Below are 12,304 nucleotides of genomic sequence, written 5' to 3'. Positions count from 1 at the left end.
AGAAGTTTATCAAGTCGGATCGTGGTTTGGCCGAGCAAGCGCCAGTGCTTATCCGTGAGATCCGGCGGATCATGGGCGAGCTATAACCACTGCCCACGGGCAAGAGCTAGCAAAGGCAAGACGGAGCAGAGACTTTTTAGGATAGATAGGGGCGTTTGATCGTGAGTAAGTTTACGAAGTGGTCAGATATGAGTGAGGATGAGCGGGCGGCGGCTAAAGAGCGGCGCGAGAATGAAATTGCGCGGTTGCGCGAGTTGCTTGTTGAGGGCGCGGCCAAAGTTGAGGGCGCGGGGGGCTATGTGGAGTGGTTGGACACCGCGATGAGCTTTTATCACTACTCGGCCAATAACCAAATGCTGATAGGCCTACAGACCGGCTGGACGGCGACGTTGGTGGCGTCTTTTAAGCAGTGGAAGAAATACGGGCGGAAGGTGCGTAAGGGCGAAAAGGCAATTAAGATTCTCGCGCCCATCAATGTTCGGTATTGGCGTGATGGTGAGGGGAACCGCTACGGGGCGCGCGAGGATCACCCGGCGGACGCCGAGGAGGTTAATTTTATGGCGTTTAAAGCGGTGCCAGTGTTTGACATTGCTCAAACGGAGGGGGAGCCGCTGGAGGCTGTTCGCCGTCGCGTGTATGCGGATCGGGGTGGGGGTTGGCCGCTATTGGACTCTATGGACGACCGTGGGGTGTATGAGGCTCTTACCCGGTTGGCGGCCCACTACGGCATTCCGGTGGAAGAAACACTGATCCGTGGGACGGCGCGCGGGAGGACGGTCGCAGAAATGCACATGTCCCTGGATGGTGAGACGAAACGACAGTTGCGTATTGAGATTGATCGTCACATGAGCTTGGCGGATAAGGCGAAAACGATGGCGCATGAGGTAGGGCATGTGGTGTGCGGCCACCTGGGAGAGCGCGATGGCATTGTTTGTCGTGAGTTGAAAGAATTGGAGGCTGAGAGCGTGGCGTACATTATCGCGGGGATGTTCGGGCTTGATAGTGGGGATCAGTCTTTCTCTTACGTGGCCCAGTGGTCTGATTTTGATACAAGCAAAATTGCTGGCGTGCAGGATGCTGTGACGTGCGCTGTTCGTCAGATCATGGACGACTTGGCAATGGTGACAGGCGCGGGGGTGGCGATGGCGGCGTGACGACTGCCGCGCGTGGCGTGTTTTGGCCGGTTGCACGGTAACTAACCGGCCACAAAAGTAAGGCAAGGGATAGGATAGCGCCAAGTAGGGGTGCATCACCAAAACGTAGGACAGGAAGGGTAGGGAAGTGTTTCGAGTCGCAATTAGCGGAATAGAGTTCTGGACGCTTGACGGAGATAAGGCCCGTGAGCTGATCGTCAGTGATGGGCGCGAGCTAGGCGAGCGGGTAGTGCTTGACCTGGGCGGGGGGCCGTTCTCTCACGTGGTGCCTGATCGTGGGCACCTTAATGAGTGGTGGCTTGAGCACGATGAGTACCGGGCGGCTGACGCGGCTTGCAGGGCGGCGGGTGACACTGACGCGCTGGAAGAATGGGAGAGCCACGATTGGGAAGAATGGGTGGAAGATCGTTCGCGGGCGATGACCGCCGCCGAGATGCGCGCTTATCTCGCGGACGCCTACGATGTGCCTACAAGCCGGGTCACTGTGGAGGTGGTCGCATGATCGGGGTGAGCGTGGATGAGCGCGCCGAGTTGGCGAGGGCGGGAGAGCTGTGTTTGTTCGACCGTCTGCCGGAATTGGCCGGGGCTAGTGTTGCCGAGTATTGGGCGTTGGATGAGGATGAGGCCGGGCGGGTTGTGGCCGGGGGGTATGATGCGGCGTGCGTGGAGTTTGTGACAATGGCGTGCGCGGTGCGTGATCGTGGCCTGGAGGACATGGTGGGCGAGTTCTACGCGCGCGGGGGTGATCGTTATGGAGCGTAAGGGAACAGCCGGGTCGTGGGAGCGAGCACGACGGGCACAAACTGAGCTGGATGAGTTGACGGCGCGGGTGAGGTTGGCGCGTGATGCGCGTGACATGGCCGTGTGGGCGCTTGCCGAGCAGGGTGCGGGGTCTACTACGATCTCGCGCGGTGTAGGTGTGGATGAGGCTACTATTCGTCGCGCAGTTGCGAGAGTGCGCAACGGTAAGATACGCTGATAGCACCTCTTTCTGTTCCCTTGCTGACACTAGGTAACTCTAGGGGTGGGGGTCTAACCTTTGAGGGTTAGACCCCCTTTTTTTGCGCGCGCTGATCGTTGCAGGTGGGCGGGCGCTTCTCATAGCATGGGCCTTACTAAGGTAAGTGCCGGGTTTTGATTTGGAGGAACACGAAAATGGCAGACGTGACAATACGGGGCGCGTCCCCGTTTAAGCGCATGATGTGGTGGGTCATGACTTTCTGCACGTGGGGTTTGTGGGCGTTGTTTGTGGGGAAACCGAAGAAGTAACGCGCGCTGTTCGTCATGGGGCGGGCTAGGTAAAACAGGTGTCTAGCCCGCCCCCTATTCGCGTGTTTTTATTGGCTGTTGAGTGCGTTGTCGATAGCGGTCGCTGCGAGGTTGCCCGCGTCCGCCGCCAAATGCCCGTACGTGTCCACGGTTGTTTGTATGCTTTCATGGCCTAGCCGGTCTTGGATGATGGGTAGGGGAACGCCGGCGCGGATGAGTTCTGAGGCGTGGGAGTGGCGCAGGTCGTGGATCGTGGGCCGTGGCTCAACGCCCGCGCGGGCACACGCCGCGTACCAAACGTCACGCCACGCCCGATTAGGTAAGAGTCCCCCGCCCGTGCCGGTGAACACTTGCCCCATGCGTGGGAGGGTGGCGAGGTAGGCGGCGGCTTCACGGGCGAACGTCGCCGGGAGCGTAATTGTGCGCTCACTTTTGCGTGTCTTTGGTGTGCCTAGCCGTGGCCCGTCAGGTGTCTGTTTCCACGCGCGCCACACGCGCACGGTTGCCGGTGTGGTGTCGAGCGTGAAGTCCGCAGGCGTGAGCGCTGTCGCCTCACTGTAACGCATCCCGGTCGCATATAAGAGCCGGGCTAGGAATAGGTCTTGCCCGTCAAGGTGGACGCAGATGGCGGTGAAGCGTTCCGGTGTGAGGTAGACGTGTGGGCGCGTGTTGATGGTGGCTTTGGGGAGCTTGACACCCTTCGCGACGTTGGTCTCTAGGTTCCCGATGGTGACGTGGTGTTGGAGGGTGGAGGATAGGACGCTGTGGGCGTTTTTGAGGGTTTTCGCGGCGGGCGGGGTGCCCTTGTAGGTGGGTGTGGCGCGCTGTTTGGCGAGCCACGCGGTTACGTGCGCCCGTGTGAGGGCGTTGATGGGGTAGTGGCCTAGTGTGGGCAGCCATGAGTGTTCGGCTACGATCCGGTACCTGTGTGGTGTGTCTGGTTCGGTGTAGGTGGCGACGTGGGAGAGGTATTGGGTGAACGCGGTGGCGAGTGTGAGGCCGCCGGGGTGGATAGTGGTGGCGTCGCGGATGCGGCGGGCCTCTACGGGGCCAACGGTGTCGATGAGGTGGGCGAAGTCGTGGGCGGCCTCATAGGTGGTGAACGTTTCGCTGACGGGGTTGGCGTTTGGTGCGAGTCGGAAGCGGACGCGCCATGTTATAGTGCCGTCGCTTTTCTTGTAGGGGTGTGGTTTTGGCATACCCCTAGTTTAGCGTGCCACACGTGCGTCTGTGTCAACGGCTGTGTCAACGGGGTTTGTGGCGTTTGGGTTTTCGTTGAGTTCATGCGGTTTTAATGGTAGGCCCCGTGGGACTCGAACCCACAACCAACGGATTAAAAGTCCGCTGCTCTAACCAATTGAGCTAGAGGCCCGCGCGAGTGCGCGGTTGGTACGCCTGAGTCGGCGGCGTCCAACCCGGAAAGTCTACCCTGCTTGGCGCCCACGGAAAAATCGCAAGCAGTGGGAATTCGCGGTTCGGACCAAATCTCCGACCGCGCCACGCACCCCAGGTGAAGGGAGGCAACAAGCAACCACGAAGCGGTGACGGGCCGGAGGCAAGCATCACCGGCCGAGGCGACGCGGCACCCTATCGGTGCGGTTTGCGGCCCTGGCCGGGCTCGCCGTGCTGGCCGGGTTTGCGAGACTCGCCCGGCTTGCGCCCCTGCCCAGACCTGCCGGCCCGGCCGGGGGCGGCGCGGCGAAGTCGCGGCGTCCAGGTCACCAGCATGACGGCCACGGTGATCAACACGAGTCCCCCGAGTTCGCCCAGGGTGGGGATCTGGCGCAGGATGATCATGCCGACCAGCAACGACGTGGCGGGGTACAGCGCCCCGAGGAGTGCGAACGTGCCGGCCGGGATCTTCGACAGCACGAAGACTTCCAACCCGTAGGGCACCACCGACGAGAACACGCCCACGGCAATCATCAGGGCGAGAAGCTTGGGGCTAGTCGCGATCACGGCGAAGCCTGGGATAGCCAGCCACACGAACGCGAGCGCTCCGATCGCCATGCCGAGGGCAAGGGAATCCGCACCTAGCCCGGCACGCGCCACCTTCGACCCGACCCACATATACACGGCCCACGCCCCGCCCGCCGCGATGGCGAGCACGACGCCGGCGAGCACTCCCGGCGCGGCCAAATCCACCCCGACCCACGAGATCGCAAACACCCCGCCGAACGCGAATACGATCCCGGTCCAGATCCGCCAGCCGCGCCCGGTCACGGCCGCGAGGAGCACGGGCCCCAGGTATTCGAGCGCAACGGCCGTCCCCAGCGGGATCCTCGCGATGGACTGGTAGAACAGCAGGTTCATCGTCACGAGCGCCAGGCCGTAGATCGCGGTAAGTCCGAGCCGGCGCCGGCCGAGCTCGCTGCGGAAGTCGACCTTCGGCCGTCGCCAGATCATCATAAAAACCGCGGCTACGGCAACGCGCCCCCAGGCCACGGCGCCCACGGCCGCCACCGCGAACAGGGTGACCGCGATCGACGCGCCCAAGTACTGGATGAGTCCGGCCGCGATGAGGATTCCGGGCGCGGCGGAGCGCATGGAGGTCTCGGTGAAGTTGAGGCTCCCTGTGAGGTGTCTGCTGTCTCGGCCGCCCCACCGGCCGTCGGCCCTAGCCATAGAAAATCGCCGCCACGACAACAAGCATAGGCATGGATGCGAGCGCGCTGATAACGACGGCGTCACGGACCAGCCCCACGCCCACCTCGTAGCGGTGGGCGATGGCGAAGAGGTTGTTGGCGGTGGGGAACACGGCCACGACCATCGTTGCCAGCAGTTGTTTTCCTTCCAGGCCCAGGGCCATGGCCAGGGCAAATGTGACGATGGGCGAAAGCAACACGCGGAATCCGACCGACGCGGCTAGCGGCAGGGCGTCCCTCCCCCGCCGCAGCTGGGCCGACGCGAGAGAGACTCCCATCGCGATCATCATGACGGGCACGGTGGCGTCGGCGAGGGCGTCGATCGGGACGGTGAGCGCGCGCGGCATGGTCACGAAGAAGACGATCCTGGATAGCCCCCGGTCCGCGCCCGGCCCGACCACGCGGAACTTTACAAGCGCGAAGCCGATCGCCGTGTAGACCAGGAGCGTCCAAATGCTTAAGAGAACGTCACCCACGCGCCCAGCCTACTCGGTGGGCCGGCGGGTTTCGGGGCCGTCCACGTCGAGGACGCCCGCGGTTTCGGGGCAGGGCCTTGACGACGACGCCCGGGCTGTCACGTCCACGACGACGGCCGCGTGGTCCGAGACCGGCAGGCACACCGTGCGGTCTTGATGGGCGTGGAGTCCGCGGCCGAGCACGTGGTCGATCTGGATGCGGGGCGCCCAGCTGGGCGTGCCGTTGCCGCGGTGGAGGATCTCGAAGACTGGCTGGCCGGGCGCGGTGGGCGTGGCTGCCGCGAAGCGGGCGAGCTCCTGCTCCACGTGGTTGATGCGCAGGTTGAGGTCGCCGATGAGGAGGGCCGGCATGCCGGGCGCGAAGTGGTCGAATCCACGCAGGGCTACCTGGAGTTGCTCGCGGGCGGTGGAGCGAACCGTTGACAAATGGGCTACGCCCACCACCACCCGACCCTCCGGGGTGTCGATGAGCGCATACAGGCAGGCCCGGCGGTCGGGCCATTTCACACGCCAGGAGGTTTGCCGCCCGCGCCGGGAGGCGCGGGCGGCCGATAGGCCACCGACCAGATCCACCATGCCGCGCCCGATATCCCGCCACCGGGCCGGATCCTCCCCGCGGACGAGAGGCGAGTACCGCCCGGGCAGGCGGAGCACCCGCGCGCGAACCAATGGCCACCGCGTGAGTAGTCCCATGCCATACCGGCGGCGTGTTGGCGCGAACAGCGCCCGCAACCCGGCTGCCTCCGCCACCAAGGCCAGCTGGTCTACGCCACCCGAGCGCCACTTCCCGCGGTCGACCTCCTGCAGGCCCACCACGTCAGCGCCCATGCGCGCGACCTCATCGGCCAGCACTCGCGCCGATTCCCGTCCGGCGCGCTTCCCCACCTCCACCGACGCCGTGGGCTGGCCGGCCGGCACGGGCGTCGCATATTCGATGTTGAAGGTGAGGACTCGCACGTTAGGCGTCCGGTTCAAAGCGGAGCGCCACCGAGTTCATGCAGTAACGCTGGCCCGTGGGGGTGTGCGGCGCATCGGGGAACACGTGGCCGAGGTGCGATCCGCAGCTGGCGCACTGGACCTCTGTGCGGACCATCCCGTGCGAGCGGTCCTCCACGTAGATCACCGCGCCCTTCTCATTCGGGTCGTAGAACGATGGCCACCCACAGTGGGAGTCGAACTTCGTGGTGGAGCGGAACAGTTCGGCATCGCACGCGCGGCAGTGGTACATGCCAGGCCGGTCCTCGTTGAGGAGCTCGCCCGTGCCGGGGCGCTCGGTGCCCGCGAGACGGAGCACGTTGAATTCCATGGGAGTGAGGATGTCACGCCACTCGTCGTCGGTCTTGTTCACTCGGAAGGTCATGTATTCTCCTTCGTTTCCGTATCCGTGACAGGGAGTTTTTGAGTTTCGGCGCTTAGTTTACGCTCTTCGTAGACCTTCTCGCCCGGACCCGCGAACTCCTTCGCCCGTTCCTCCGCCTCCGTCGACCCGGTAAAAATCGCCGACTTCGCGGCCGTGGTGGGCGTTTCGACCGTGGGCTCCCCGCCCTCGGCACCACCGTCTGCGCCGCCCCCAGCGCCCTTCCCCGCGGCCAGCTCAGCCTCCCGCTCCGCGAGCGGCACGCGCAAGAACTTCGCCACGTCCTTCGTCGAGATGACCTCGGTCTCCTGCGTGTCGTCCACGCTCCCGCCCTCCGGCTCGAACGCCGGCGGCTGCCCCTCGCCGCGTTCCTGCACCAGTGCGAGCGTCTCCTCATTCCGCGCAGCCATGTCGCCCATCTGACCCGAGTAGTAGCGTTCGTGCGGGATCGACTGCGGCGCCTCCTCCTGGATCCAGCGCACCATTTCCTCGCGCACGTGGTTGCGCAGGTCGGTGAGCGTGGGCGAGTTCTTCGCCGACACCAGGCAACGCAAGTTGATCCGATCCATCGACGCCGCATCAGCCACCAGCAGCACGCCCGTGCGCCCGTCCCACAGGTCGGTGTTACGCAAGATCTGCTCGAAACGCATGCGGGCGGCGTCGATCGGCACGGCCCAATCGACCGTGATGATCACATCCCCCATCATGTCCGGCGCCCGGCGCGTCCAGTTCTCGAACGACTTCGTGGTCATGATCGTGGACGGCACAATGATCCGCCGCCCGTCCCACACCGCCAGCACCACGTAGGTGAGCGTGATCTCCTCCACCTTCGTATAGTTGCCCTCGTACAGCACCACGTCATCCACCCGGATCGAATCGGTAAACGCCAGCTGCAGCCCGGCGAACACATTCCCGAGCGTGGTCTGCGCCGCGAGGCCGGCTACCACGGAGATAATTCCCGCCGACGCGAAAATCGACGCCCCCGCCGCCCGCGCCCCCGGGAACGTCAGCAGCGCCACCGCCACGCCCAGGATCCACACACTGGCCTTGATCACGCGTCGCAGAATCTGGGTCTGGGTTTTCACCCGCGTCGCGCGCCCCTCCGAGGTCTCCGCCATCCGGTCATTAATCGCCCGCGTGACCCCATCCACCAGGCCCGACAACACCCATGTCACCGCGCCAATAATCGCCAACACGAAGCCGTGCCCCACCCAATTCAGCCAATCCGGCGGCGTTGCCGGCATGACCGTCAGCCGATAATGGAAGCCCAGCCACGCGCCCACCAGCGCGAGCAGCACCTCCAGCCGCCGACTGACCGCGCGGTACACCCTGTCCATATGCACGCTACGTCGCGTGAGGATCCGCAACCCCGCGATCAGCAGCAGCCCCGCGACAATTCCCACGAGCATGCCCGCACCGATCGTCAGGATCATCTTGACCACGTCAAAAGTCACCTCAACGGCGGCCTCCACGGTATCCTCACCGTTGGCCTCCACAAACACTGGCAGCGCACCAAACATATCCATGTCTCAAGGCTAAACCACCCCTCCGACAAACACTCACCGCGTTTCGCTGACAACTCACGGCGCCCCTCCCGCGCGCCCGGCCCCGGTACCCCCGCCCCTCCCCTCGCGTCCGCCTCACCTCCACGAGGGCCCGGCTGACAGCGCAAAAACCTCGCCGCGGCACACACCTGTGGTAGAGTGGCGCATAACACGTCCGACCAATTTGGCAAGATCGCGAAATCCGCATAAGCTTGTCGACGTTCCCCGGTAAGACGGAACGAGCCCCTATCGTCTAGTGGCCTAGGACGCTGGCCTTTCACGCCGGTAGCACGGGTTCGAATCCCGTTGGGGGTACGGCTTCACCAGAAGCAGGAAGAAATTCCACATCTGGCCCTGTAGCGCAGTTGGTTAGCGCGCCGCCCTGTCACGGCGGAGGTCGCGGGTTCAAGTCCCGTCAGGGTCGCAAGGAAACGCCCGGCAATCCGGGCTTTTTCTTAAGGCTCTGTAGCTCAGTTGGTAGAGCGTTCGACTGAAAATCGAAAGGTCACCGGATCGACGCCGGTCGGAGCCACCACCAAGACCCCCGCGGGGGTCTTTTTCTTTGCCTGGCCTGGCACAGGCCCAGTCCGCGCAGACCCGGCCCGGCATAGACCCAACCCGGCATAGACCCAACCCTGCACCACAAAACCGAACCCCGGAGGTCTGACCGGAGATCCGGCCAAAACAACTCGTGAAAATACCGGCTACCGATTCGCATACCGTCCTGCCCCACCCCAGATTCACGACTTCCGCCGGCGCCCCCGGCAGCCCGGCCTCAAAGCCGGCCTTTTTGACCACTCCATCGCGTCAAATCCATTGCGCCCGGCGCCGACCTCACCTAAGGTTGACGGTACGGTTGTCAGACAACTGACCTCCGTCGTGCCCGCACCGATGCGGCCACACCATCGCAATGACGCGAAAGGACAATCGAATGAAGAAAGCCGGAGCCTGGCGGAGGAAATGGACACTCGCCGCCACAGCCATCGGGGCGCTCGCTCTGACGCCCCTCGCCCCACTAACACCGGTGGCGGTCGCCGACTCGGGCGCCCCCGCCGATACTCACATCTCCTATTATTCCTTCGATGAATCCGCCACGAAGGATCAGTGGGGTAGCCGCGATGGCACCCCCACGGGCGACCTGCCGCTCGTCGAGGGCAAGGTCGGCAAGGCGGTAGAAATCAAGGACGGCGCCAAGATCACCTACCCGGAGCTCAACCTCCCCCACGACTGGTCAATCGGCTTTTGGGTGAAGGCGCCCACGGCCACAGGTCGTGCGTCGATCATCCAGTCCGCTGACGGCGTCCGCGCGGTTTCCCAGCGCCTCGCCGAGAATCGGGAGGACAAGATCGGCTTCCACGTGCTGCCGGGGGCGGGCGGGGTGCTGACCTACAATTACACCCTCGCCAACAACACGTGGACGCACATCACCGCCACGAATTCCTCCACGAAGGGCATCGCCCTCTACGTCAACGGCAGCCTTCTTGAGCTGAAGTCCTGGGGAATCACCAACCCGGTGGCGGCCCCGCTCGATATCCTGGGCGGCGAGGGCTTCACCGGCGTCGTGGATGAGCTGAAGATTTATAACCGCGCACTCACGGCGGACGAGGTCCGCGCCGAGATCGACGGCCTCGAGCCCGAGCCCGAGCCGCAGGTCCCCACGCTGAAGGCCACGTTCGCGGTGACGAACCCGAACCCGGATGGCGCCCCGTTCCAGGTGGGCGACGTGATCCGCTACACCATCAACGTCACGAATGACACGGGCAAGACCCGCTCCTTCGAGGCCACCGACTCCAACCTTGATAACTGGTCGGGCTGTAAGTGGAACACCTTCGAGGCGGGCGCCACTAAGGCCTGTCCGTTCCCCACGTACACGGTGACGGCCGAGGACGTCGAGCGCGGCTCGTTTACCCCGTCGATCACGTTCCAGTACTACGAGAACACGGGCTACTCGGGTGCCACGACGCCGTTCGCCCCGTTTACGGGTGAGCCCACGGAGGTCGTGGCGAAGCTTGCGGAGGTGACCTCCTTCGAGTTCACGGCCGGCACGGGCAAGGGCAACTACCAGGTGGGCGACGAGCTGACCGCCACGCTGACCGTGGAAAATCCCACCGACGCCGACATCTCGATTTCGGCTGGCGACTGCCAGGCCACCATCGCCCCCGGCCAGAGCCACAGCTGCGAGTTGCCGTACGCCGTCACCGACGATGACCTGGAGCGTGGGGAGGCGCAGGCCGACGTCGTCGTGAACGCGACCCAAGGTGACCGGACGAGCGTCGAGACCGCGCGCGCGACGACGCCGACCCCCACCATCCGCCCGGCCGCGACGGCGTTCACCCCGCCAAACGCGGATCCGCGACTGGAGGCGAATCTGACCGACCTGCAGATCCTGGAGTCGAACACGTCGGCTTACAACATCCGCATCCCCGCGATCGCAGTGGCCTCCAACGGCGACATTCTCGCTTCCTACGATCTGCGCCCCACCAACGGCGCGTGGAACGGCGGCGATTCGCCGAATGAGAACTCAATCGTGCAGCGCCGCTCCACCGACGGCGGCAAGACCTGGGGCCCGATGACGGTCATCGCCGAGGGCAAGGTTGCGCCGGCGGGTGAGCGTTATGGCTGGTCGGACCCGTCGTACGTGGTTGACTACACGACGGGCGAGATCTTCAACTTCCACGTCGGCTCGCTGGACGCGGGTCTGCCGAACGGCCCGGGCTACCGCGTGGACGAGAACGGCAATGTGGATGAAACCTACCGCAAGACGATGAACTTCGCGCTCACGTCTTCCACCGATAACGGCTACACGTGGTCCTCGCGCATCATCACGAACGAGGTGCTCGGGGCGCGCGCGGCGCAGCTGGACGGCTGTTTCGCGACGTCGGGCGCGGGCATCCAGAAGATGCACGAACCGTACAAGGGCCGCCTGCTGCAGCAGGCCGCGTGCCGTGTCAAGGGATCAACGTTCCAGGCGATCACGATCTACTCGGACGACCACGGCAAGACCTGGCACGGTGGCGAGTTCGCCTCGGCCACGGAGGGCGCGCCGACGAACGGCCGCTGGCAGTACGACGAGAACAAGATTGTCGAGCTGTCCGACGGCCGGCTCATGCTGAACTCGCGCGTGTCGGGTGGGACAGCGTCGGGCTACCGTATCGTCGCAACCTCCGACGACGGCGGCGTGACCTGGCAGGACATCCACGTGGACAAGAACCTCGTGGACGCCACGAACAACGCCCAGATCATCCGCGCGTTCCCGACGGCCGAGAACGGCACGCTGCGCTCGAAGGTGCTGTTGTTCTCGAACACGGAGTCTGGGCGCACGAACGGCACGGTCAAGATGAGCTATGACGACGGCACCACCTGGCCGATTTCCCGCCAGGTGCGCCAGGGCGGAACAGGCTACACCACGATGGCGGTGCAGCCCGACGGCTCGATCGGCCTGCTCATGGAGCCGGATGTGTTCAACAAGATCGGCTACGTGAACTTCACCCTGAAGTACCTGACGAAGAAGCTACCGTTCGAGCTGGAGCTGAACCAGGTGCGCAACGTGAAGGCGACAGATGGCACGCAGATCGCGCCGATCCAGCTGAAGACCACCGGTAATGACCCGGCGCTGGCCGACACGTTCACGGCCGAAGGTCTGCCCGCGGGCCTGGAGATCGATGCCGCGACCGGCGTCATTTCGGGCACGCCGGCGGTGGATAATGCCGCGCAAGAGGCCTTCGAGGTGACGGTGACTGTCACGGAGGCCGACGACGGCACGGGCATCCCGCGCACGTCCTCCAAGACCTTCACGATCACGGTGTCGCCGAAGGTTGTTGAGCCGGAGCCGGGGCCTGACCCCGAGCCGGGGCCTGAC

Annotated in this window: 10 protein-coding genes and 4 tRNA genes; 7 read left to right on the top strand and 7 right to left on the bottom strand. The window is 64.5% G+C overall.

Annotated elements, in window-relative coordinates; genetic code table 11:
- Nucleotides 1-161 precede the first annotated feature (161 nt).
- From HMPREF3167_RS06445 to HMPREF3167_RS06435, 3 genes are all read left to right on the top strand, one after another.
- Nucleotides 162-1,154, top strand: coding sequence for an ArdC-like ssDNA-binding domain-containing protein (locus tag HMPREF3167_RS06445; RefSeq protein WP_148132410.1), 993 nt, complete (start codon nucleotides 162-164; stop codon nucleotides 1,152-1,154).
- Between the two features lie 127 nt (nucleotides 1,155-1,281).
- On the top strand, nucleotides 1,282-1,656 hold the full coding sequence (locus HMPREF3167_RS06440) for a hypothetical protein (protein WP_070446146.1): 375 nt from the start codon (nucleotides 1,282-1,284) through the stop codon (nucleotides 1,654-1,656).
- Nucleotides 1,653-1,916 (top strand): hypothetical protein, encoded by a 264-nt coding sequence (locus tag HMPREF3167_RS06435; protein ID WP_070446144.1) that lies wholly within the window; start codon nucleotides 1,653-1,655, stop codon nucleotides 1,914-1,916. Before HMPREF3167_RS06440 ends, HMPREF3167_RS06435 begins: the two co-directional genes overlap by 4 nt.
- 575 nt (nucleotides 1,917-2,491) lie before the next feature.
- Here HMPREF3167_RS06435 and HMPREF3167_RS06430 read toward each other — a convergent pair.
- The 7 genes from HMPREF3167_RS06430 to HMPREF3167_RS06400 form a co-directional block, all read right to left on the bottom strand.
- Nucleotides 2,492-3,622, bottom strand: coding sequence for a tyrosine-type recombinase/integrase (locus tag HMPREF3167_RS06430; RefSeq protein ID WP_070446143.1), 1,131 nt, complete (start codon nucleotides 3,620-3,622; stop codon nucleotides 2,492-2,494).
- Between the two features lie 96 nt (nucleotides 3,623-3,718).
- Nucleotides 3,719-3,795, bottom strand: a tRNA-Lys gene (locus HMPREF3167_RS06425).
- Between the two features lie 215 nt (nucleotides 3,796-4,010).
- A complete protein-coding gene (locus HMPREF3167_RS06420; RefSeq protein WP_083200537.1) occupies nucleotides 4,011-5,048 on the bottom strand; it encodes an EamA family transporter in 1,038 nt (345 codons plus the stop codon).
- On the bottom strand, nucleotides 5,041-5,544 hold the full coding sequence (locus HMPREF3167_RS06415; RefSeq protein ID WP_070446141.1) for an AEC family transporter: 504 nt from the start codon (nucleotides 5,542-5,544) through the stop codon (nucleotides 5,041-5,043). Before HMPREF3167_RS06415 ends, HMPREF3167_RS06420 begins: the two co-directional genes overlap by 8 nt.
- Before the next feature lie 9 nt (nucleotides 5,545-5,553).
- Nucleotides 5,554-6,519 (bottom strand): endonuclease/exonuclease/phosphatase family protein, encoded by a 966-nt coding sequence (locus HMPREF3167_RS06410; protein WP_083281108.1) that lies wholly within the window; start codon nucleotides 6,517-6,519, stop codon nucleotides 5,554-5,556.
- Complete coding sequence (gene msrB / locus HMPREF3167_RS06405; RefSeq protein WP_062613187.1) at nucleotides 6,503-6,904, bottom strand: peptide-methionine (R)-S-oxide reductase MsrB; 402 nt, start codon at nucleotides 6,902-6,904, stop codon at nucleotides 6,503-6,505. The genes HMPREF3167_RS06410 and msrB overlap by 17 nt, the downstream gene beginning before the upstream one ends.
- Complete coding sequence (locus HMPREF3167_RS06400; RefSeq protein WP_083281107.1) at nucleotides 6,901-8,427, bottom strand: mechanosensitive ion channel family protein; 1,527 nt, start codon at nucleotides 8,425-8,427, stop codon at nucleotides 6,901-6,903. The genes msrB and HMPREF3167_RS06400 overlap by 4 nt, the downstream gene beginning before the upstream one ends.
- A 260-nt stretch (nucleotides 8,428-8,687) precedes the next feature.
- Here HMPREF3167_RS06400 and HMPREF3167_RS06395 point away from each other — a divergent pair.
- From HMPREF3167_RS06395 to HMPREF3167_RS06380, 4 genes are all read left to right on the top strand, one after another.
- Nucleotides 8,688-8,760 (top strand) — tRNA-Glu (locus tag HMPREF3167_RS06395).
- A gap of 35 nt (nucleotides 8,761-8,795) precedes the next feature.
- A tRNA-Asp gene (locus HMPREF3167_RS06390) sits at nucleotides 8,796-8,869 on the top strand.
- 35 nt (nucleotides 8,870-8,904) lie between these two features.
- Nucleotides 8,905-8,980: transfer RNA gene (locus tag HMPREF3167_RS06385), tRNA-Phe, on the top strand.
- Between the two features lie 396 nt (nucleotides 8,981-9,376).
- Nucleotides 9,377-12,304, top strand: a 2,928-nt coding sequence (locus HMPREF3167_RS06380) for an exo-alpha-sialidase (protein WP_168160833.1), incomplete at its 3' end; no start/stop codon positions are given.

This window comes from Trueperella sp. HMSC08B05 (assembly GCF_001808405.1).
Taxonomy (GTDB): domain Bacteria; phylum Actinomycetota; class Actinomycetes; order Actinomycetales; family Actinomycetaceae; genus Trueperella; species Trueperella bernardiae.
The sequence above is the reverse complement of the archived record's forward strand: the minus strand, read 5'-3'. Positions and strand labels throughout refer to the sequence as shown.